Origin of the sequence: Shewanella surugensis (assembly GCF_023284005.1) — a bacterium.
Taxonomy (GTDB): domain Bacteria; phylum Pseudomonadota; class Gammaproteobacteria; order Enterobacterales; family Shewanellaceae; genus Shewanella; species Shewanella surugensis.
Genome location: NZ_JAKIKS010000014.1, coordinates 42765 through 64729, shown reverse-complemented (window position 1 = coordinate 64729; position 21965 = coordinate 42765). Strand labels below are relative to the sequence as shown.

The window sequence follows — 21965 nt, the reverse complement described above, 5'->3', positions numbered from 1 at the left end:
TTGCGGTGCGCCAAGTCAGCGAAATAAGCTAAAAAAGGCGAGTTGGGACGATGATTACAGGGCAAAAGTTTTCTTTGGTTAATTATCCGACAAAGTATGCTCCCGCCCTGGTCTGCAACACTGGGGCTTAATGTAAACAACAAAGAGATAAATAAGAGTATAATAACCCCTTGTATAGACAGTCTTATACTTTTCATCACCTTTCTCCTTAAAGGTACAACAACTCTTAAATCATAGTCGATATCATTATTATTGCTTGATGATGAGTGAGAAGGTATTTTTGATAGAAATGGGCGTAAAAGAAACGCTTTATGAGTAAAGGGAAGTTTAAGGGGGAACAATGCTAAAAGGGTTTGACTGGATCCAGCAGTAACACTTTAAGTGTCTCTTGGCTATAGGATATTATTGTGGCGGTAGAATAAACTAAGGCATCTTCGATATAAGAATTGAATACTTTTCTTTAGAAAGTCAGCTGCCTTAGATGCTGAGAGTGTATGTTAATCTTTTGTCGAAAAAGGTAATTGATTGAGTTCAATACCTGCTTTAGAGAGCTTAAGGATACTGCCTTGATCGTACCAATCTCCAACAACAATACGTTTTCTATTCTGCTTTAGCACGTGAATATCGGGTTTGTGAGTATGACCATGGATCATATATTGGCTTTGTGTTGTCGATAATAGTGTATCGACGGCATTGGGCTCAACATCCATAATAGAATAACTTTTAGTTTGATTCACATTTTGGCTGTTTTTTCTCAGTTTACGGGCGATATTTTGCCGTGCTTGCTTAGGTAAATGGTTGTAGATCCACTTTGACCAAGACCAGTTTCTAAATGTCCGAAAACGTTGGTAGCTTTTATCTAATGTACAAAGACTATCACCATGCAATAGCACATAATGGGCACCGTAAAGCTCGACTCGGGTGATTTCAGGAAGTAATGTCATGCCACTGCGCTCGGCATAAGCTTTGCCTATTAAAAAGTCACGGTTGCCATGAATAAAGTAAATCGGTAATTGAGTTGATATCGTCTTGAGTTTGTTGGCAATATCGAGTGCAAAAGGTTCGGCTAAATCATCGCCCACCCAGACATCGAAAAGATCGCCAAGAATATATAATGCATCAGTATTGGCTGTAAGCGTATCAAGAAATGCATTAAAAGCGTGGGTGATATCAGGGCGATTGGCACTTAAATGCAAATCGCCCACAAAGAAAGTATGCATTAATAAATTATGCTTCTGCGATACTGACTTTTTCGATAATAACCGCTTCTAATGGCACATCTTGATGCATGCCTTTATTGCCAGTGCTAACGCCTTTAATTTTACTCACAACATCGTCACCTGCAGTGACTTCACCAAACACACAATATCCCCACCCTTGTGCATTTTCTGCTTTAAAATCAAGGAAAGTATTGTCGCTAATGTTAATGAAAAATTGGGCTGTTGCCGAATGTGGATCAGAGGTTCTTGCCATTGCAATGCTGCCTATGACGTTTGATAAGCCATTGTTAGCTTCATTCTTAATGGTTTCATTGCAGCGCTTTTGGCTCATGTCTTCAGTAAAGCCGCCACCCTGGATCATGAAACCATCGATAACACGATGAAATATGGTGTTATCGTAAAAACCTTCTTTTGCGTAATTAAGGAAGTTTTCAACGGTAACAGGGGCTTTTTCACTGTTTAAATTCAGCTGGATATCACCGTGGTTTGTGTGGAGTGTTATCATAATTTCTCTCTACTCTGTACAAAGTGTACAAAAAATAATGGTAAATAGTCGCGAGATTCTAACCTAATAGCGCTAGCGCATAAAGCCTTGAGTGAAATAAGGGGTACTAAAAGTGCAGGTAGTCGAGGTTTTTGTACTTTGTGTGTTAAAACAAGCTGGAAGCCCCTTCTAGGCAATGGTAGACTGAAACCTTTAAATCATATCTGGATTTTTGAAGAGAAAATTAATGTTAAAGCTATACAATAGTCTGACCCGCCAAAAAGAGGAATTTAAGCCCATCGTACCTGGAAAGGTGAATATGTACGTGTGTGGAACGACTATCTATGATCTCTGTCATATTGGTCATGGTCGGACATATGTCGCTTTTGACATGATGGTGCGCTATTTGCGTTACTCTGGTTTCGAAGTGAATTATCAACGTAATATTACCGATGTTGATGATAAAATTATTAAGCGTGCGAATGAAAATAATGAAACGTGTGAGTCGTTAACTGAGCGTTTAATTGTCGAGATGCATAAAGATTTTGCAGCCTTGAATATTCAGAGCCCAAATTTTGAACCCAGAGCAACACTGCATATACCTGAAATTATTGAGATGATTAAAACATTAATTGCTAAAGAGCATGCTTATGTGGCGACCAATGGTGATGTGCTCTTTAGTGTGGCTTCATTTAAAGAATATGGCTGTTTATCGGGACAAGATTTAACCCAGTTGCAAGCGGGTGCACGCGTTGAAGTGGACGAGAGTAAGCGCGACCCGATGGATTTTGTGCTTTGGAAAATGTCAAAACCGGGTGAGCCGACTTGGGATTCGCCTTGGGGAGCTGGTCGTCCAGGCTGGCATATAGAATGCTCTGCAATGACAAGTAAAAGCTTTGGTAAGCATTTTGATATTCATGGCGGCGGCTCAGATCTCCAGTTTCCGCATCATGAGAATGAAATAGCTCAGTCATGCTGCGCCCATGATACGCCTTATGTGAATTATTGGATGCATACCGGCATGATGATGATGGACAAAGAAAAAATGTCCAAGTCATTAAATAATTTTTTTACCATTCGTGATGTGTTATCTCATTATGATGAAGAAACGGTACGTTATTTCTTACTTTCTGGGCATTATCGTAGTCAGCAAAATTATTCCGAAGATAATGTTAAACAAGCAAAAGCGGCATTAGCGCGTTTATATACAGCGCTTAAAGGATTGGATTTAACCGTTGAGGCGGCTGATGCTCACTTTGTCGCAAAATTCAACGTCGCTATGGATGATGACTTTAATACGCCAGAGGCCTATTCGGTACTTTTTGATATGGTGCGTGAAATTAACCGATTGAAAACGAGTGATATGGCAGCAGCTTCGGCACTCGGGGTGAGTTTAAAACGCTTAACCGATGTGCTGGGTTTGTTAAAACAAGATGTTGATAGCTATTTTCAAGGGCAGGGCAGTGATGATGAGGTGGCGAAAATTGAAGCCTTAATCGTCCAGCGTAATGAAGCGCGGGCGGCAAAAGATTGGGCCGCTGCTGATGTGGCGCGTGATGGCTTAAATGCGTTAGGTATTATTTTAGAAGACGGTGATAATGGCACCACTTGGCGTAAGAAATAATCATTAATTATAGTCGAGTCATATATAAAAAATGCCTGCTAAATAGCAGGCATTTTTTATATTGTTAACGTTAACAGGCTTAAATTCAATGATATTAATATTTAATCTGACCTACGTTAAGCACGGCTTAAAACATGATTGATTAATCGTGATATTCTTCAGCCGCATATAAGGTGTTTTCAAGTAAGCTGGCAATGGTCATTGGGCCGACGCCGCCGGGAACCGGCGTGATCCATGCGGCATGTTGCTGCGCACTCTCAAAGGCAACATCCCCGACAAGCTTGCCATCCTTTTGGCGATTAATACCGACATCGATGACAATGGCGCCAGGTTTAATCCAACTGCCTGGAATAAAGCCGGGCTTACCGACTGCAACAATGACTAAGTCGGCTTGTTTGACTTTATCCTCTAAATTACGAGTGAAACGATGGCATGTGGTGGTGGTGCACCCCGCGAGCAAGAGCTCAAGTGTCATGGGACGACCGACGATGTTAGATGCGCCAACAATGACAGCATCGAGTCCATAAGTATCAACGCCAGTAGATTTTATCAACGTCATGATTCCCATTGGCGTGCAAGAGCGCAGTACGGGAATACGTTGGGCTAAGCGTCCCACATTATAAGGGTGGAAACCATCGACATCTTTATCGGGACGAATACGTTCGATGACTTTAGATTCTTCGATATGTTCAGGTAATGGCAGTTGGACTAAAATGCCATCAATACTGACATCATCATTACAAGTATCGATTAATGTGAGTAAGTCTGCTTCGCTTGTGTCACTGGGTAAATCATAGGAGCGGGAAATAAACCCCACTTCTTCACAGGCACGTCGCTTGTTTTCAACATAGATTTGTGATGCGGGATCGGCGCCAACGAGAATAACTGTTAAACTTGGGATCCGCTGGCCTGCCGTTTTACGGGCAGAGACTTTATGCTTAAGCTGAGTTCGAATGGATTGAGAAATGGCTTTACCATCGATAATTTGAGCTGTCATTGGGGGTAGGGTATCCTTCGGGCCGCAATAATGGAAACGGCGTTATATTAGCAGCAGGGGCCTCGTGTGTCATTGATTATAGCCGAAGTTAAATCAAACTTGTGATGGAGTTTGTACCCCAATGGCAGGAAGATGTTAGTGTCATCATCTCTTAAATTACACCGTTTAAGGCGTATACTTGAGGGGGAAAATATAACGTTGGATGATTTGCGTTGTTTAATTATCTTTGATCTTGGGCATTCATTCGGAGTGGATAGGGTATATTACATTTGAGTGTAGATAGTTATCAATTCCAGTGATGACTTGAAATCGAGCTCGCATTTTTTATAGAGGGAGAGGATAGTGTCTAAAAGTGCTTATTCTATCTTCTAACTGACTAAAAATAGACTTGATAGTTGTTTAAGTAATCAAGTGAACCACCCATGTTGAAAAAACCGTTGACGGACTTTAGGTGAGGGGATAAGATGCGCTCCGTTCTCAGCAAACAAGTGATTGAGCAAGTTAAGGTCATTTAATGTTGGGCAACTTCGGTGATTAGCGCAGCCCGGTAGCGCATCTGGTTTGGGACCAGAGGGTCAGAGGTTCGAATCCTCTATCACCGACCAAATTTTTTATTATTTTCATTTTGATTCTAATGTGAATAGTGAGTAAGATATTTGATTGTAAATAATTAATTTACAACAAAGCGCCCGTAGCTCAGTCGGATAGAGCATCCGCCTTCTAAGCGGATGGCCGCAGGTTCGAATCCTGCCGGGCGCACCAAATTTTGTGGTGATTGTAGCTCAGTTGGTAGAGCCCCGGATTGTGATTCCGGTTGTCGTGGGTTCGAGCCCCATCAGTCACCCCACCCCACCCCACTTCCCTTTCTTATGTTGATCTGTTTATTCGAACTTGTTTATTGAGCTTGAAGCAGGTTGCTGAGCCGTTCAACTCGCGTTAAAATTCACCCCGTAAATGTCATTTATTCACCATTTTCGCTAAATAACGTGCTTATTTTTTATTCTCTTCTATAAATGTTTTTCAATTGCCGTTGAATTTTGTATTTCCAAAGGATTTGGGTATATAATATCGCGTCTTGATATCAATCAATGAATAAGTGACCAGTGCTAGACGCCAGTCTTTACGGGTAGACTCGTTAGATTAACGGATCAAGAAACGAATATAAGAATGGTTGAATTTTCGACTATTTAAAGGATGTTAGACATATTTCGAGGTAATAAAATGCAAGTTTCTGTTGAAACCACTCAAGGCCTAGAGCGTCGCTTAACAATTTCTGTTCCTGCGGAGCAGATTGAGACGCTTATTTCAAATAATTTGAAAAGTGAAGCGAAAAAAGCACGTATTCCAGGTTTCCGTCCAGGTAAAGTTCCTGTTAGTGTTATCAAGCAACGTTATGGTCAAGCGATCCGTCAAGATGTGACGGGTGAAGTGATGCAACGTAATTTTGTTGAAGCCATTGTTGCTGAAAAACTGAACCCAGCAGGCGCGCCTACACTGACGCCAGGTAGCAGTGAAGGTGACAATTTCGAATTTATCGCGACTTTTGAAATTTACCCAGAAGTTGAGCTAAAAGATCTTAATGCGATCACTGTCGAGCAACCAACAGCAGAAGTAACGACGGCGGATATCGATGCAATGATCGAAACGCTTCGTAAGCAACATGCTAAATTTGAAGTGGTTGATCGTGACGCGGCAACGGGTGATAAAGCTAAAATTAATTTCACAGGTGCTATCGACGGTGAAGAGTTCGAAGGCGGTAAAGCGGAAGATTTCGAATTAGAACTGGGTAGCGGGCGTATGATCCCTGGTTTTGAAACGGGTGTTGAAGGTCATAAAGCGGGTGATGAGTTCGAAATTGATGTCACTTTCCCTGAAGATTACCACGCTGAAAACCTAAAAGGTAAAGCGGCTAAATTCGTTATCACTGTTAATGAGGTTCAAGGTGCTGATTTACCTGAAGTGAATGATGAATTTGCGACTCTATTTGGTATTGCTGAAGGCGGTATCGATGCACTGCGTGCGGAGATCAGCAAAAATATGGGCCGTGAACTTGAGCAAGCGCTAAAAGCTAATGTGAAAGAGCAAGTGCTTAATGGTCTTTTAGAAAAGAATGAGATTGAACTGCCTAAAGCGTTAATTGAAGGTGAAGTGAAAGTCTTGCGTGAACAAGCCATGAAACGCTTTGGTGATCAAGCGGCCAACATGCCTGAACTGCCAGCTGACTTGTTCACTGAACAAGCCGAGCGCCGTGTCAAAGTGGGCTTGTTATTAGGTGAAGTGATCAAGGCTAATGAACTAAAAGCAGAAGATGAACGTGTTCAAACATTGATTGCTTCTATGGCATCAGCTTACGAAGATCCAAGTGAAGTTGTGACTTATTACAACAATAATAAAGAGCTTATGCAAAACATGCGTAACGTTGCTTTAGAAGAACAAGCAGTTGAAGCTTTGTTAAAATCTGCTACATTGACAGAGAAAGAAGTCAATTTTGAAGAATTTATGAACAAGGCTACTGCTCGCGGTTAAGCTTAGCTTGACTTAAACGGCTGTTCGTCATTTATAATGGCTCGTATGAGGTTCGCTCATGCGGGCCATTTTTATTTAGGGAAGGTAAAACATGAACCAAGCGCCAGAAACAGTACTTAATACACTTGTGCCTATGGTTGTTGAACAAACGGCTAAAGGTGAACGTTCTTATGATATCTATTCTCGCTTATTAAAAGAGCGAATCATATTCTTAGTCGGCCAAGTTGAAGAACATATGGCAAACCTTATTGTGGCTCAGTTACTGTTTTTGGAGTCAGAGAGCCCAGATAAGGATATTTTTCTGTATATTAACTCGCCAGGCGGGTCGGTCACCGCAGGTATGGCGATTTATGATACTATGCAATTTATTAAACCGAACGTGAGTACGGTTTGTATTGGTCAAGCGGCAAGTATGGGATCATTTCTATTAGCCGGTGGTGCTAAGGGTAAGCGTCATTGCCTACCTAACTCTCGTGTGATGATCCATCAGCCTTTAGGTGGTTTTCAAGGGCAAGCATCGGATATTGCTATCCATGCACAGGAAATTTTAGGGATTAAAAATAAGCTAAATTCTATGTTAGCTGAACACACGGGTCAACCATTGGAAGTAATTGAAGGTGATACCGATCGTGATAATTTCATGAGTGCAACTGAAGCGGTTGAATATGGACTAGTTGACTCAATATTAACAACTAGAGGCTGATTTTTGTTTTAGGCTGAGCTATGCTCAATTTAAAGTAATAAAATGATTCAGGCAGTAAAGTAACTGCAAAAAGAGGTAGAGTAATGGGCGACAACAAAGATAACGGTGACAGTGATAAGCTGCTGTACTGCTCTTTTTGTGGAAAGAGCCAGCATGAAGTGAGAAAGTTAATTGCTGGGCCTTCTGTATATGTTTGTGATGAGTGTGTTGAACTCTGTAACGATATTATCAGAGAAGAGATTAAAGAGATCTCACCAAAGGAAGAGCAAGACAAGCTACCAACACCTCATGAGCTAAGGGCGCATTTGGATGATTATGTTATAGGTCAAGATAAGGCGAAGAAAGTATTATCTGTTGCTGTCTATAATCATTACAAGCGTCTTAAAAATAGCAGTTCAAAAGATGATGTTGAGCTGGGTAAGAGTAATATTTTACTGCTTGGCCCAACGGGTAGTGGTAAAACACTGCTGGCCGAAACCTTAGCGCGCTTTTTGAATGTGCCATTTACTATGGCGGATGCGACCACATTAACTGAAGCGGGTTATGTGGGCGAAGATGTTGAAAACATCATTCAAAAATTATTGCAAAAATGCGATTATGACGTTGAGAAAGCGGAACGTGGGATCGTCTATATCGATGAAATCGATAAAGTCAGCCGAAAATCAGATAATCCTTCGATTACGCGTGATGTCTCTGGGGAAGGTGTACAGCAGGCATTATTGAAACTTATTGAAGGGACGATTGCTGCTGTGCCACCACAAGGTGGACGTAAGCATCCTCAACAAGAGTTTTTACAAGTTGATACATCGAAAATCTTGTTTATCTGTGGTGGTGCTTTTGCTGGACTTGAAAAAGTCATTGAGCAAAGAGCCCATACGGGGACTGGGATTGGTTTCGGCGCACAAGTTAAAGGTAAAGATGATAAAGCGAGTATTTCAGATACTCTTTTACAAGTCGAACCTGAAGATTTGGTTAAGTACGGGTTAATTCCTGAGTTTATCGGTCGTTTACCCGTATTAGCTACGTTAACTGAGTTGGATGAATATGCGCTCGTTAAGATTTTATCTGAGCCAAAAAATGCATTAACGAAACAATTTGCGACCTTATTTGAAATGGAAGAGGTTGATCTTGAGTTTCGTGAAGATGCATTAAAAGAAATAGCCGTAAAAGCAATGACCCGTAAAACAGGTGCTCGTGGCTTACGTTCGATTGTTGAAGGTATTTTACTGGATATTATGTATGATTTGCCTTCAACTCAAAATGTCGCTAAAGTCGTGATTGATGAGTCTGTGGTGAAAGGTGAGTCGGATCCTATTTTAATTTATCAAAGTAGCGATGCTAAAAAGGCTGCTGCTGAGTAATTTTTAGGATATAAGTGCTATTATATATGATTAAAGGAGTCTATTAGACTCCTTTTTTTATATCATTTTCATTTATTTTTTATCTTCCATTGAAACCTAACGTTTTATCCCAATATACTCTGTAATAATTATATAAAACGGAATCGAGCTATGACACTAGAGCGTGAAGCGCGAATCGAACTACCCGTGTTACCACTAAGGGATGTAGTGGTGTATCCTCATATGGTAATTCCGTTATTCGTCGGGCGAGAAAAATCCATTCGCTGTTTAGAAGCGGCTATGGAGCAAGATAAACGGATCATTTTAGTTGCACAGCGCGATGCTGAACTAGATGATCCAACAGGTGATGATATTTTTGATGTTGGCACTGTAGCGTCCATTTTACAGTTACTTAAATTACCTGATGGTACGGTGAAGGTATTAGTTGAAGGTGGACAAAGAGCGAGAATAGAACGTTATTCTGATGAGAATGAGATTTTTGTTGCCACAGCACAATACCTAGAATCGGCTCCTCTTGAAGATAAAGAAGAGGAAGTCTTAGTCCGCTCGGCCGTGAGTCAATTCGAAGGCTATATCAAGCTTAACAAGAAAATCCCTCCTGAAGTATTAACCTCTTTATCGGGTATTGATGAAGCGGCGCGGTTGGCTGATACAATGGCGGCGCATATGCCTCTTAAGCTTGAAGATAAGCAATCAGTGCTAGAAATGATTGATGTTGGTGAGCGGTTAGAATACTTGATGGCGATGATGGAATCGGAAATTGATCTATTACAGGTTGAAAAACGTATTCGCTCTCGTGTTAAGAAGCAGATGGAGAAAAGTCAGCGTGAGTATTATTTGAATGAGCAAATGAAAGCCATTCAAAAAGAGCTCGGTGATATTGATGAATCTCATGATGAATTTGAGTCTTTAGCGCGAAAAATTGATGAAGCTAAGATGCCTGAAGAAGCGAAAGAAAAAGCGACTTCAGAACTGAATAAATTGAAAATGATGTCACCCATGTCGGCAGAAGCAACGGTTGTGCGTAGCTATGTTGACTGGATGATTTCAGTGCCTTGGGTTAAGCGTTCTAAAATTAAACGTGATTTAGCTAAAGCTCAGGATGTACTTGATACCGATCACTTTGGTCTTGATAAGGTGAAAGAGCGTATTTTAGAATATCTCGCGGTACAGAGTCGTGTGAAGCAGCTAAAAGGCCCTATTCTATGCTTGGTAGGCCCGCCAGGTGTCGGTAAAACGTCTCTTGGCCAGTCGATTGCTAAAGCGACGGGACGTAAATATGTCCGTGTGGCGTTAGGTGGCGTACGTGATGAAGCCGAGATTCGGGGTCATCGCCGCACTTATATTGGCTCTATGCCAGGTAAGGTTATCCAAAAGATGTCAAAAGTGGGTGTGAAAAACCCGTTATTCTTACTCGATGAAATCGATAAAATGAGCTCGGATATGCGAGGCGATCCAGCCTCAGCACTACTTGAAGTGCTTGATCCTGAACAAAACACGAGTTTCAGTGATCACTATCTTGAAGTGGATTATGATTTATCTGATGTGATGTTTGTTGCCACCTCTAATTCGATGAATATTCCAGGTCCATTACTCGACAGAATGGAAGTGATCCGTCTTGCAGGTTACACCGAAGATGAAAAGCTGAATATTGCTAAGCAACATTTATTGCCTAAGCAAGTTGAACGTAATGGATTAAAATCTAAAGAAATTCATGTAGACGACAGTGCCATTGTCGGCATTATTCGTTACTATACTCGTGAAGCGGGCGTACGTTCGTTAGAGCGAGAATTATCAAAAATTTGCCGTAAAGTTGTTAAGAGAATTTTATTAGACAAGAGCATTAAAAGAGTGGATGTGGACCAAGAAAACTTAAAGTCTTTCTTAGGTGTACTACGTTATGATTACGGCAAAGCGGAGTCTAATAACCAAATTGGTCAAGTGACAGGGCTGGCATGGACTGAAGTCGGAGGGGATCTGTTGACGATTGAAGCCACTTCGGTGCCGGGAAAAGGGAAATTGACTTACACTGGTTCTTTAGGTGATGTTATGCAAGAGTCGATTCAAGCCGCGATGACCGTTGTGAGGGCCCGTGCTGAGCAATTAGGCATTAACCCTGACTTTTATGAGAAACGTGATATCCACGTGCATGTCCCTGAAGGGGCGACACCGAAGGATGGTCCTTCGGCGGGTGCGGCAATGTGCACGGCATTGGTCTCTAGCTTAACCGGCAATCCTGTTTGCGCAGATGTGGCGATGACAGGGGAAATTACCTTACGCGGTGAAGTCTTACCCATTGGTGGTTTAAAAGAGAAATTATTAGCAGCACATCGAGGCGGTACTAAGCGTGTGCTGATCCCGAAAGAAAATGAGCGTGATTTAGAAGAAATTCCTGCTAATGTCATTGCTGATTTAGAAATTCATCCAGTAAGATGGATTGATGAAGTGCTTAAATTATCTCTTGAAAGACCGATTGAAGGCTTCGATGTGGTCACCAATGTAGGATAATGAGGCTCAAAATCAGGTTTGCATTAAAAAAATGCAAAAAAGAGGCTTAACAATGTCTCGACCTGTGGTAGCCTAAGTCGGTGCTTATCCAGTGAGGCCAGCCCTTGGTTTGACTGGATTTTAGCGGTATCTTATTTATATTTATTAGGTTTTCTTATAATACTTGAACTTTAGTTCTAAGCTTGTTATAAAAGCCTCCGCGGACCGCTCTGGACAAGGATTTGGTTGCGGCGCAACAATTACAATCAAGGGGATGACATGAACAAATCTGAACTAATCGAGAAAATTGCTTCTGGTGCTGATATTTCTAAAGCTGCGGCTGGCCGCGCATTAGACTCTTTCATTGGTGCTGTGACTGATAGTCTAAAAGAAGGCGATAAGATTTCTCTTGTTGGTTTTGGTACTTTCGAAGTACGTCAACGCGCAGAGCGAACTGGCCGTAACCCACAAACGGGTAAAGAAATCACCATTGCTGCGGCAAATATTCCGGCTTTTAAAGCAGGTAAGTCTTTGAAAGACGCTGTTAACTAAGAATAGGTTAATAGGTAGCCTTTTGTGAGGCTTTCGTACTTTCGTAGCATGATAAGCACTGTGTTAACAGTGCTTTTACGAATAGAAAGGGTGATCATGAGATGATCATCTCTGAGTGATTAAATGACTAACTTATTGATGGCATTTAATACTCTAACTTAAACAGAAAGGCGCATCCTTAGATTGATGCGCCTTTTTTTTATTAATCGCAACAAGCGAGAAGTCTGATGTTAGAAAAGATCCGTGAAGGTTCACAGGGCGTGATTGCAAAAAGCATCCTAGTGCTGGTGATACTTTCTTTTGCATTTACGGGTATTAGCAGTTATTTGAGTTCTTCGACTGAAGAACCTGCTGCTACTGTTAATGGAGAGATAATCACTCAGCCTGCCTTAGAACAAGCTTATCAAAATGAGCGTGCTCGATTACAACAACAGCTAGGCACCATGTTTGATACATTAGCTGCAAATGATAGCTATATGCAAAGTGTTAAACAAAATGTCCTTGAACGATTGGTTGCCGATAAACTATTAGATCAATCTGCTGTATCTTTGGGATTGCGAGTATCTGATGGGCAGATAAAAAATGCCATTATGAATGAACCCGCTTTTCAAACAGATGGGAAGTTTGATAATGATCGTTATCAAGCTATTTTGCGCCAACTGGGTTATCAAGCGCAAACCTTCAGAGATATGATGCGAACGGATATGACTCGGACGCAATTAGTGCGTGCGTTAGTGACCTCTGAATTTGTGTTACCGAGTGAAGCTAAGTATGTGGCACAGTTGCAAGATCAAACACGTGATCTGCGTTATCTTGTGGTGAAGTCGCAGCCATTCTTAGCTGATGTCAAAGTGACAGATGAGCAGGCTCAGACGTATTTTGATGATAATTCAGCTCAATTTATTCGTCCAGAATCGGTGAGTTTGGACTATGTTGAACTTGATGCTAAGCAGATGGCGAAAGGCATTACAATCACTGATGCGCAGGCTAAAACGTATTATGATGAGAATAAGACCCAATATCGTACTGCAGAAAAGCGGCTAGCGGCTCATATTCTGATTGAAAAAGGCGATGATGAAGTGGCCAGTAAAGCAAAGGCTGAGGAGATTTATAAGCAGCTACAAGCAGGTGCTAATTTTGCTGAGCTTGCCAAGAAAGATTCAGATGATACCTTTAGTCGCGAGCAAGGCGGAAAGTTAGATTGGTTTGAAGAAGGCGTGATGCAACCTACTTTTGATCAGGCGCTCTTTAGCTTGAAAAAAGGTCAATATTCTACTGTGTTGACGACTGATTTTGGTTTTCAAATTGTCAAATTACTCGATATAGAAGGTGGCCAAGAGGTCCCTTTTAGCGACGTTGAGACAAAAATTAAGGATCAGCTGAAAGAAAAACAAGCCGTCGATAAGTTTTATGAATTACAGCAAACACTTGCTGATACCAGCTATGAAGTGCCTGATACTTTATCTGAAACCGCTAAAGCGGTAGATTCCAAGGTTGAGACGACCGCCCGTTTTACACGTAATAATGTTCCGCCTTTATTTAATCAGCCCGATATAGTTAAAGCGATCTTTTCTGCTAACGTATTAGCGGACGGTATGAACAGTGATGTGCTTGAAGTTGAGCCTAATCATGTGGTCGTACTTCGAGCGAAAACTCATACTCCTGCAGGCTCCTTACCTTTTGCTGATGTGAAAGAGAATATTGTGGCTCAATTGAAGCAGCAGCAGGCGAATGAAGCGGCGCGTGCGAAAGCACAAGAAGTGATGACCGCGGTTCAAAATAAAGAAAGTATCACCGACTTTACGACGAAGACGAATGTGACTCGTAACGATCCGGATGTGGATAATGCGATTGTTAAAAAAGCGTTCCAAATGCCGCACTCAGACAGTGAATCTGTTGATACGGTAGCACTAGGCTCAGGCTATGCTGTGGTTATTTTAGATAAAATAAATGCCGCAAAACCTGCTGATGAAGCACAGCTAAAAGCACTCGAGGAAAAACTATCTTCTCAATATAGCGAAGCGGATTACCGTGCGATTATTGCCATGCTTAAAGCACAAGGTGAAGTGACTTATCCTAGCGTTGAGCAACAATAATAGAAATGAGTCATATGTTATTTAATCATGATATTTGCTGTGGATCATAGTTGCGATTAACCTGTTAAAGGTTATTATTCACATTGAATAGCTAGCAGCAATGGTTTAGCTTTAATAATAAAAATGCCAATCACCCATTTGTGATTGGCATTTTTATTTTTATATTGTGTTAATGATATTCTTGGTTAATCGGGATAGCTTTCATCACTACGTTACTATGGGGCATTCGAGGGATGGTGATTGATAACACTCCATCATTTAAATCAGCTTGTATAAGACCAGTGTTAGCATCTTTTGGCAGTGTTAGCTGACGTGAAAATTGCCCATAAGATAATTCATTGTGATACAGGTTTTTCTCGTATTGTTCGACCATATTTTCTTTTTCACCACTTAAGGTTAAATGCTCACCTTTGATAGTGATGGCTAATTCAGTTTTTTTCATTCCTGGAACTTCAAGTATGACGTTATATTGTTCCTTTGTCGTGATGACATCGAGTTTAGGTTTAAATGATGCGGTATGATTGATGAGATCTTGCCCGAAGACGTGGCTAGTTAGGCCTGCACTACGAAGTGAATCATCAACGATATGCATCATTTCTTGCTGTAGATAGGCAAATGGTTGTAAGTGATTTTGGTGCTCTATTTGAGTGTCATCACTCGAGTGTGCATTATCTGATAACCAGTTCCATGGATTAAGACGTTCAATATTCATGATTAAATCCTCTTATAAAACAAGGTTTATTTGCATTGAATGGACTGATTAAATGTGAACAATTTATTTAATGCCGTAATCGCCTTGGCTTTATTGATTAAAAAATCTTGATACCATTAAGATATGCCTCTAGAGAGATAATTTCAAGGGTCTGAATAGACTAAATACCTATGTAAATATATTTCTTATTCGATAAAAATGTAGCGCTGGTTTTATAGCGTCATTTGATAAAAATGAGTAAAAGGGGACGTGATTAAATATCAAAGAAGCGTTTATCTCAAAAGGTGGATCTTGTGTGAGTTTAGGAATAAATGCTGATGCGGAATATGAAAATAGCGACGTGATAACGCCGCTATTTAGGCTGTAATCTTGAGGGTTAAAAATTATAGCTGAATAACATCAAACTCAATATTGGGATTAACCTCTTGTTCGTAATCAATTCCGTCAATACCAAAACCAAATAATTTCAAGAACTCTGCTTTATATTCTCGATAATCAGTGAGTTCACTTAGGTTTTCGGTGGTGATCTGTGACCATAATGTTTGACAATGTTCTTGAATATCATCACGCATTTCCCAATCATCAAGACGTAATCGATTATTGTCATCAACCGCAGGGGTTTGACCATCGTTACGATACAAGCGCTCGGTAAACATACGGTTGATTTGTTCGATACAACCTTCGTCAATGCCTTCTTGACGCATCTTTTTAAAGACCATGGCAATGTATAATGGCATTACTGGTATGGCAGAACTGGCCTGAGTGACAACGCTTTTTAACACGGCAACATTGGCACTACCACCTGTTGGAGAAAGTTGGCTATTGAGGGCATGAGCGGCACGATCGAGATCTTTTTTTGCTTCCCCAAGAGCGCCATCCCAATAAATAGGCCAAGTAATTTCAGTGCCAATATAACTATAGGCAACGGTTTTGCATTCAGGCGCTAATACGCCGGCGTCACTTAATGCTTTTATCCATAGTTCCCAATCTTCTCCGCCCATAACTTTAACAGTATCAGCAATTTCTTGATCATTAGCCGCATCAACACTGGTTTTGATAATGAGATCTTTATTGGTATCAACTGCTGTTGTGGTATAGGTCTGACCGATAGGTTTTAATACCGAGCGGATGACCTCACCGCTATCAGGCATTTTACGTACTGGCGAGGCCAGTGAATAAACAACCATGTCAATTTGACCCAAATCTTGCTTGATAAGCTCAATGGTTTTGTCTTTCGCTTCATGGCTAAAGGCATCGCAGTTAATACTTTTTGCATAAAGACCATCAGCCTTCGCTAATTTGTCAAAGGCGGCTGAGTTATACCAACCCGCCGTGCCTGTTTTCTTGTCAGTACCGGGCTTTTCAAAGAAGACACCTAAGGTGGCGGCTTGATTACCAAATGCGGCTGTAATTCGAGAAGCAAGACCATAACCACTTGAAGCACCGACAACTAATACATTTTTTGGTGCATTAGGGTTAACGCCTTGTGATTTGATATAGTTAATTTGCTCTAATACATTGGTTTCACAGCCTACTGGATGAGTAGTAGTACAAATAAAACCACGAATTTTAGGTTTAATGATCATGTTTATATTTCTCTTGAAAAATTAACGCTAGGATAAATAAACCGACGTGAAATGACACTTATTTTTTATTAAAAATAAGTGATTTCGTCAGTGGTTGGAGCAGTTTACTTTTTATGTGAATAGAGCGCTTGCTCTTGAATAAGCCTTTGGGTGTACTCATGTTTAGGTGAGGTAAATAACTGTTCTGTAGTTGCTTTTTCAATGAGTTCACCTTTTTTAAGCACCATAACTTTGTCACTAAAGTGGCGGACAATATTCAAGTTGTGAGAAACAAAGATATAAGAGAGGCCAATATCTTTTTGTAATTTGATGAGTAAATTGAGGATTTGGGCCCTGACGGATAAATCCAAATCACTTAAGGCTTCATCCGCAATGATTATTTTAGGATTAAGCATTAAGGCGCGTGCCATGGCGACACGCTGTTTCTGCCCTTCTGAAATCATATGAGGATAAAAATCACTGTGTTCGGGTAATAAACCGACTTTCATCAATTTTTCATAAACTTGAAACTGTCTTTGTTTCTTATTGAGTCGGGTATTAAATCTAAGGGGCTCTTCGAGAAGTGCGCCTATGGTGATCCGTGGATTTAATGAGGTATTGGGATCTTGAAAAATCATTCGAATTAAGCGGCAACGGCGTTTTAAATCATGATTTGTTAAGCGTTGTCCATCAAAGAATACTTCACCTTGTGTGGGGGATTCAGCGCCCACGAGCAAGCGAGCAAGGGTACTTTTTCCTGAGCCGGTATTGCCCACAATAGCGAGTGTTTCTCCTTTATTTAATGAAAAAGAGATAGGGGAGAGTGCCTGAGTATATTGGCGTTTAAAGCCTTTATAGCCAACAAAATAGCTTTTGCTTAAGTGATTAACTTGAAGAATTGGCGTCATTATTTTTACTCTGATCTTTATTGGGTAGATCGTTACTCTGTTTGCTATTATAAGGAAAATGACAGGCAAAAGACCGATTTTTTTTATGAGTTGTGGGTGGTGGATTAACACACTTCTTTTGGGCTTCAGGACAGCGTGGACCTAGCCGGCATCCTATGGGTAAATGCTGTAAAGCGGGTGATGAGCCCGCGAGTGTTTTCATGAGTGATTTATGGGCTATTACCCCTGAATAATTAGGGATATTGTCTAAAAGAGCCTTGGTGTAATGATGGAATGGTTTGTCTAATACCTGTGTCGTTATTCCCGATTCCATGACTTGCCCGCAATAAAGTACGGTGAGTTTATGACACCAGTTAGCGATGGTATCGAGCTCATGGCTAATGAGGAGAATTGAGACATTTTGGTTCTGATTCAGCTTACTGAGTAATCTAAATATCTGTGCTTGAGTACTTAATTCCATCGAATCAGTCGGCTCATCGGCAATGAGTAAACGGGGTTTATTGGCCACAGCCATCGCTATCATTATTTTTTGGCATTCACCTTCTGATAGCTCCCAAGCATAGCGTGAAATGATCTTATCGGCATTTTTTATCCCGACTCGATGCAGCCATTTTATGGCGGTATCTTTCTTTTGTGATCGGCGCTTCCAAAATGGATATTTTTTATCAGCTGGCATGACTTCAATCATTTGGCTGCCTACGGTACGAATGGGATCGAGACAGCTTGACGGGTCTTGAAAAATCATAGCGATATCACTGCCCATTAGATTTCGTCTTTGTTTAGGTGACATTTCCAATAAATTACGACCATCCCACATCATACGATCGGCTCTAATATGCCAATTCTGTCCAGGGATCCCAAGAATGGCCCGAGCTAATAAGCTTCGTCCTGAGCCCGACTCACCCACGAGCCCATGTAACTCCCCTGCATTGATACTTAAGCTTACTCTATCAATGGCATTGACTCGGCCATATGGAGTATCGAGTTCTATTGTCAGGTTTCTTATATCGAGTAAAGGCATAATTTAATGTCTAATGGGCGCTAACGCCGATCTTAAGCCATCGCCGACTAAATTGATGGCGAACACACTGATTAAAATGGCAAAGCCGGGGATTGCCATTGTCCAAGGTGCCGTTAATAAATCATCATATCCTTGTGAAAGAAGCGATCCCCATTCAGGGCTGGGGGCTTGTGCGCCGAGATTTAAAAAGCCCATCGCAGCAATTTCTAAAATAGCGGTTGATATGGCTAAGGTTGTTTGGATGATAAGCTTCTCCCATACATTGGGCATGATCACATACCAGAAGATTTGAAGGGTATTGGCACCATCAAGTTTGGCAGCGATGACATATTCTTTTTGTCTTTCTTCATGGACCGCTTGATGAATGGAGCGCACAAATAAAGGCGTCAGTGCTATGCCTACCGCCCAGAAAACATTACTCAGGCCTGGTCCTTTAATGGCCACGACTAAAATGGCCATGAGTAATGAAGGTATAGAAAGTAATACGTCTAATAAGTGACTTAGAATACTTGACTTTAATCCTTTCATCATGCCTGATAATGAACCAATTAAAAAGCCGATACTTAAAGATGCAGCCACGACCAGAAGTGCCATACCAAAGGTTAGAGAGGCGCCGTGTAAAATTAAACTGAAGATATCGCGACCTAAATCATCCGTTCCAAGAAAGTGCTCAACGGTTCCTGATATATCCCAAGAAGGAGGCAGTAATATAGCCAAAGGATCTTGTTGCTGTGCGGGATAAGGTGCCAACCAAGGTCCCCAAATCGCAATAATGATAAAGGCAGCGACAGTCCATAACCCGATGAGAGAAAAGGGGTTGCTTGAAAAGTCTTGCCATAACCTTTGCCTCGGAGAAGGTATACTATCTTCTTGGTAGGTTTTAATTTGAGGCATATATTTCCTTCTTACTCAATGGATTATAAGCGGTATGGATAATATCAATCATAATGCTCAGAAAAATAATATTCAATGATACCGCTAATATGCCACCTTGAATGACGGTGTAGTCACGTTGTTCTATCCCCGATATTAACCAAAACCCTACACCTGGCCAGGCAAATACCATTTCGACTAAGATACCGTAACCGGTGAAACTGCCTAACATCAATCCTAAATTTTTTAGCACAGGAATAAATGCGTTTGGCAGAGCATGACGTAATACAATGCCGCTAGTATGCAAGCCTCTTGCTTCAGCTGCTTGAATAAAAGATTGATTCATTATATTCATCATTGCTGCGCGAGTGATCCGAACAATGGCGGTAAATGGAAGAATCGCTAAGGTGACAGCTGGGAGAATAATATGGCGTATCGCACTGTAAAAAGCGGAAAGACGGTGAGGAGAGTCGGATAGTAAGGTGTCGATGAGCATAAAACCAGTTACAGGCTTTATGTCATAGAGTAAGTTTATTTGCCCTGATGTGGGTAACCAACCTAGTTTGATCCCAAACCAAAGTGCAATGAGAGGCCCCAGCCAGACAACGGGATTAGAGTATCCGGCTAAAATGAATGCCATTATTGTATTTTGTCCTATTTTGTTTTTACTGAGAGAGACTAGCATACCGACAGGAAAACCAAAGAAGAAGGCTAGAAAGCCAGCGGTGAGGGCTAATTCATAAGAAGCGGGTAAGACTCTGATCAGTTCTGCATTAATTGGCTGTTGTGATGCAACAGAGACACCCATATTTCCGTTGATTTTTTGCCATAAGTAAGCCACAAATTGCTGAGTTTTATTTTCATCTAACTTAAACTCATTATTAATTTTAATGGTTTCAGAGGCTGTTGGAAAAGCAATGCCACTGAGAACAAATGTTTTATGGGCAGGAAAAAGATCGGTGGCGATAAAAAGAACGGCAATTAAAATAATGGAGGTCGCGATAAAAAGATTGAAGCGGCGAAGTAAATAGCGACCCATTAGTGTTTTCCCTCGGAGGATTTTATATGAATATTTTCAAAAGCAATGCCATTATAAGGATTAATTTGTGATGATGATAATGATTTATTCAACAATGTGACTTCCTTAGCATGGGCAATGGGAAGAATGGGATACATAGATTCAATCCTATTTTCAGCTTGTTGATATAATTTTTTTCTTTCTACTTTGTCTTGTATGGAGCGAGCTTTATCTAAAAGAGTATCCAATGTTGGGTCACACCAACGGGAGAGATTATTAGAAGGTGCGATGCCTGCACAACTAAATAAAGGATAGAAAAAATCATTGGGATCGGTATTCGTAGCATTCCACCCTGTTAATATCGTATCATAGCTCTGAATATCTCTATGTTCGAAATCTGCCCAAGTAAAAGGGATTATTGATATCTCTATCCCGACATGATTAAGATCGGCTTGTATGAGTACAGCCATTTTTTCCGCATCGGTGTTATAGACACGGGCAGCATATTGTACCCAAATATTGAGTTTTAGCTGGCTGAGACCTGCTTCTCGTAATAACTTTTTTGCTTTGATTGGGTTGTAATGGATGTTATTGGTGCGCTTTTCAAAAGCCCAAGATGAAGGCGGTAATATATTAGTGGCTTCTCTTGCGGTGTCTTTATAAACAGAATGGAGTAAATTTTTCCTATTAATGGCATAAGATATGGCTTGTCTGACACGAATGTCATCTAATGGGGGTTTATTCATATTAAAGGCTAAATAGGCTAAGTTATGACCTTCTTGAACGTCAATTGTAATATCTTTATTTTTTCTAATGTAATTAATATCGCTGATTTTGGGTAACGCTGATACTTCACAGTCATTGGTGATGAAGTGTGACAATCTTTTGATATTATTAGTGAATATATTAAAAATTAATTGTTCGAATGTCGGTAATTTTTTCCAGTAATCATCGTTGCGGCGATAGCGAATATATTCATTGGGTAAGTATTCAATAAAAATAAAAGCGCCAGTACCAATGGGTTGCCAATCAATGGTGCGCAAAGGTGTATTTGTTTGGATTAAGTGATTGGCATATTCTTTTGATAAAATAATGCTATGAGCCGATGATAGAGTGGATAGGAAAGAAGCATCTTTTTGATAAAGATGGAAAGCGACTTTATAGTCGTCAAGTTTGACTATCTTCTTGACGCGTTTAGAAAATGCCAGACTTTCAAAAAAAGGATAACCCGTAATGGAGACAGAGTGGAAAGGATGGTTTTTATCTAAAACACGATTGAAAGAAAAGACCACATCATCTGCATTCAGAGAACGTGTCGGAGAAAAGTAAGGGGTATGGTGAAAGTGAATATCATCTCTTAATATAAAGGTATACACTAAACCATCTTGACTTACGTTCCAGTTTTTAGCCAGTGCGCCCTCCATGTCTCCTTTTACTGTTTTGTAATCTATTAAGCCATTATAAATTTGATGGAAGGTGGCATCTGTAGTGAGATTGGAGACCGTAGTTTGAGGATTGAAAGATTCTGGGTTGCCTTCAGAGCAGTACACTAATCCAGACGGTGCATTTGAGCGCTCACAACCAGATAACATTAAAAGCACCAATAACGTTGTAATGCAGTAGGATAATCGCTGTAACCGCTGTTTCATCTGAATGATCATTCATGCCGGAGTGTAAATATTATTCTAGCAGTACTGCTAGGGTCTGTTGAACTTTCGTGATGATTTCTGCTGCTTTTTGTGGATTATTGAGACAATAAAGAGCGGCTGAGTTGTTGTTTTCTCGATTGGGGTTCAAACGTCGCTCTACCTTTTTCAT

The 21965-nt window shown here is 40.7% G+C and carries 18 protein-coding genes and 3 tRNA genes; 10 read left to right on the top strand and 11 right to left on the bottom strand.

Going from position 1 to position 21965, the window contains the following annotated elements:
• The 3 genes from L2764_RS05495 to L2764_RS05485 form a co-directional block, all read right to left on the bottom strand.
• A partial coding sequence (locus tag L2764_RS05495) for a hypothetical protein (RefSeq protein ID WP_248939230.1) occupies nucleotides 1-197 on the bottom strand: 197 nt, incomplete at its 3' end.
• A 300-nt stretch (nucleotides 198-497) separates the two neighbouring features.
• Complete coding sequence (locus L2764_RS05490) at nucleotides 498-1220, bottom strand: UDP-2,3-diacylglucosamine diphosphatase (protein WP_248939229.1); 723 nt, start codon at nucleotides 1218-1220, stop codon at nucleotides 498-500.
• A 7-nt stretch (nucleotides 1221-1227) separates the two neighbouring features.
• Nucleotides 1228-1725 carry a peptidylprolyl isomerase gene (locus L2764_RS05485; RefSeq protein WP_248939228.1) on the bottom strand — a complete coding sequence of 166 codons (498 nt, stop codon included), beginning with the start codon at nucleotides 1723-1725 and terminating at the stop codon, nucleotides 1228-1230.
• Between the two features lie 226 nt (nucleotides 1726-1951).
• On the opposite strand from L2764_RS05485, the gene cysS reads away from it, so the two are divergent.
• Nucleotides 1952-3328, top strand: a complete 1377-nt coding sequence (cysS, locus tag L2764_RS05480) for a cysteine--tRNA ligase (protein ID WP_248939227.1) — start codon at nucleotides 1952-1954, stop codon at nucleotides 3326-3328.
• 142 nt (nucleotides 3329-3470) lie between these two features.
• On the opposite strand, the gene folD is transcribed toward cysS, so the two are convergent.
• Nucleotides 3471-4325, bottom strand: a complete 855-nt coding sequence (gene folD / locus L2764_RS05475; protein WP_248939226.1) for a bifunctional methylenetetrahydrofolate dehydrogenase/methenyltetrahydrofolate cyclohydrolase FolD — start codon at nucleotides 4323-4325, stop codon at nucleotides 3471-3473.
• A gap of 528 nt (nucleotides 4326-4853) precedes the next feature.
• Here folD and L2764_RS05470 point away from each other — a divergent pair.
• From L2764_RS05470 to L2764_RS05430, 9 genes are all read left to right on the top strand, one after another.
• Nucleotides 4854-4930: transfer RNA gene (locus tag L2764_RS05470), tRNA-Pro, on the top strand.
• An 80-nt stretch (nucleotides 4931-5010) separates the two neighbouring features.
• Nucleotides 5011-5087, top strand: a tRNA-Arg gene (locus L2764_RS05465).
• 9 nt (nucleotides 5088-5096) lie between these two features.
• Nucleotides 5097-5172: transfer RNA gene (locus L2764_RS05460), tRNA-His, on the top strand.
• 374 nt (nucleotides 5173-5546) lie between these two features.
• The gene (tig, locus tag L2764_RS05455; protein WP_248939225.1) at nucleotides 5547-6851 is read left to right on the top strand and encodes a trigger factor; all 1305 of its coding nucleotides are present in this window, start codon (nucleotides 5547-5549) and stop codon (nucleotides 6849-6851) included.
• A gap of 91 nt (nucleotides 6852-6942) precedes the next feature.
• Nucleotides 6943-7554 carry an ATP-dependent Clp endopeptidase proteolytic subunit ClpP gene (gene clpP, locus L2764_RS05450; protein ID WP_248939224.1) on the top strand — a complete coding sequence of 204 codons (612 nt, stop codon included), beginning with the start codon at nucleotides 6943-6945 and terminating at the stop codon, nucleotides 7552-7554.
• An 83-nt stretch (nucleotides 7555-7637) separates the two neighbouring features.
• Entirely contained in the window at nucleotides 7638-8915 is a 1278-nt protein-coding gene (gene clpX, locus L2764_RS05445) for an ATP-dependent protease ATP-binding subunit ClpX (RefSeq protein ID WP_248939223.1), read from the top strand.
• A 150-nt stretch (nucleotides 8916-9065) separates the two neighbouring features.
• On the top strand, nucleotides 9066-11423 hold the full coding sequence (gene lon, locus L2764_RS05440; RefSeq protein WP_248939222.1) for an endopeptidase La: 2358 nt from the start codon (nucleotides 9066-9068) through the stop codon (nucleotides 11421-11423).
• Between the two features lie 258 nt (nucleotides 11424-11681).
• The gene (gene hupB / locus L2764_RS05435; protein ID WP_248939221.1) at nucleotides 11682-11954 is read left to right on the top strand and encodes a nucleoid-associated protein HU-beta; all 273 of its coding nucleotides are present in this window, start codon (nucleotides 11682-11684) and stop codon (nucleotides 11952-11954) included.
• Between the two features lie 227 nt (nucleotides 11955-12181).
• Nucleotides 12182-14050, top strand: a complete 1869-nt coding sequence (locus L2764_RS05430) for a SurA N-terminal domain-containing protein (RefSeq protein ID WP_248939220.1) — start codon at nucleotides 12182-12184, stop codon at nucleotides 14048-14050.
• A 169-nt stretch (nucleotides 14051-14219) separates the two neighbouring features.
• Here L2764_RS05430 and L2764_RS05425 read toward each other — a convergent pair whose 3' ends face one another.
• From L2764_RS05425 to L2764_RS05395, 7 genes are all read right to left on the bottom strand, one after another.
• On the bottom strand, nucleotides 14220-14762 hold the full coding sequence (locus L2764_RS05425) for an Hsp20/alpha crystallin family protein (protein WP_248939219.1): 543 nt from the start codon (nucleotides 14760-14762) through the stop codon (nucleotides 14220-14222).
• A 383-nt stretch (nucleotides 14763-15145) separates the two neighbouring features.
• The gene (gene fabV, locus L2764_RS05420; RefSeq protein ID WP_248939218.1) at nucleotides 15146-16348 is read right to left on the bottom strand and encodes an enoyl-ACP reductase FabV; all 1203 of its coding nucleotides are present in this window, start codon (nucleotides 16346-16348) and stop codon (nucleotides 15146-15148) included.
• 104 nt (nucleotides 16349-16452) lie between these two features.
• The gene (locus L2764_RS05415) at nucleotides 16453-17238 is read right to left on the bottom strand and encodes a peptide ABC transporter ATP-binding protein (protein WP_248939234.1); all 786 of its coding nucleotides are present in this window, start codon (nucleotides 17236-17238) and stop codon (nucleotides 16453-16455) included.
• Nucleotides 17213-18256, bottom strand: a complete 1044-nt coding sequence (locus L2764_RS05410) for a peptide ABC transporter ATP-binding protein (RefSeq protein WP_248939217.1) — start codon at nucleotides 18254-18256, stop codon at nucleotides 17213-17215. The genes L2764_RS05415 and L2764_RS05410 overlap by 26 nt, the downstream gene beginning before the upstream one ends.
• A 3-nt stretch (nucleotides 18257-18259) precedes the next feature.
• A complete protein-coding gene (locus tag L2764_RS05405; protein ID WP_248939216.1) occupies nucleotides 18260-19150 on the bottom strand; it encodes an ABC transporter permease subunit in 891 nt (296 codons plus the stop codon).
• Nucleotides 19137-20168 (bottom strand): ABC transporter permease subunit, encoded by a 1032-nt coding sequence (locus L2764_RS05400; protein WP_248939215.1) that lies wholly within the window; start codon nucleotides 20166-20168, stop codon nucleotides 19137-19139. The genes L2764_RS05405 and L2764_RS05400 overlap by 14 nt, the downstream gene beginning before the upstream one ends.
• Nucleotides 20168-21796 (bottom strand): ABC transporter substrate-binding protein, encoded by a 1629-nt coding sequence (locus L2764_RS05395; protein ID WP_248939214.1) that lies wholly within the window; start codon nucleotides 21794-21796, stop codon nucleotides 20168-20170. Before L2764_RS05395 ends, L2764_RS05400 begins: the two co-directional genes overlap by 1 nt.
• Nucleotides 21797-21965: the final 169 nt, after the last annotated feature.

Bases quoted from the DNA above. Each gene is read 5' to 3' on its own strand.
- L2764_RS05490 (WP_248939229.1), bottom strand. From the start codon at position 1,220: ATGCATACTTTCTTTGTGGGCGATTTGCATTTAAGTGCCAATCGCCCT.
- L2764_RS05485 (WP_248939228.1), bottom strand. From the start codon at position 1,725: ATGATAACACTCCACACAAACCACGGTGATATCCAGCTGAATTTAAAC.
- cysS (WP_248939227.1), top strand. From the start codon at position 1,952: ATGTTAAAGCTATACAATAGTCTGACCCGCCAAAAAGAGGAATTTAAG.
- folD (WP_248939226.1), bottom strand. From the start codon at position 4,325: ATGACAGCTCAAATTATCGATGGTAAAGCCATTTCTCAATCCATTCGA.
- tig (WP_248939225.1), top strand. From the start codon at position 5,547: ATGCAAGTTTCTGTTGAAACCACTCAAGGCCTAGAGCGTCGCTTAACA.
- clpP (WP_248939224.1), top strand. From the start codon at position 6,943: ATGAACCAAGCGCCAGAAACAGTACTTAATACACTTGTGCCTATGGTT.
- clpX (WP_248939223.1), top strand. From the start codon at position 7,638: ATGGGCGACAACAAAGATAACGGTGACAGTGATAAGCTGCTGTACTGC.
- lon (WP_248939222.1), top strand. From the start codon at position 9,066: ATGACACTAGAGCGTGAAGCGCGAATCGAACTACCCGTGTTACCACTA.
- hupB (WP_248939221.1), top strand. From the start codon at position 11,682: ATGAACAAATCTGAACTAATCGAGAAAATTGCTTCTGGTGCTGATATT.
- L2764_RS05430 (WP_248939220.1), top strand. From the start codon at position 12,182: ATGTTAGAAAAGATCCGTGAAGGTTCACAGGGCGTGATTGCAAAAAGC.
- L2764_RS05425 (WP_248939219.1), bottom strand. From the start codon at position 14,762: ATGAATATTGAACGTCTTAATCCATGGAACTGGTTATCAGATAATGCA.
- fabV (WP_248939218.1), bottom strand. From the start codon at position 16,348: ATGATCATTAAACCTAAAATTCGTGGTTTTATTTGTACTACTACTCAT.
- L2764_RS05410 (WP_248939217.1), bottom strand. From the start codon at position 18,256: ATGCCTTTACTCGATATAAGAAACCTGACAATAGAACTCGATACTCCA.
- L2764_RS05405 (WP_248939216.1), bottom strand. From the start codon at position 19,150: ATGCCTCAAATTAAAACCTACCAAGAAGATAGTATACCTTCTCCGAGG.
- L2764_RS05400 (WP_248939215.1), bottom strand. From the start codon at position 20,168: ATGGGTCGCTATTTACTTCGCCGCTTCAATCTTTTTATCGCGACCTCC.
- L2764_RS05395 (WP_248939214.1), bottom strand. From the start codon at position 21,796: ATGAAACAGCGGTTACAGCGATTATCCTACTGCATTACAACGTTATTG.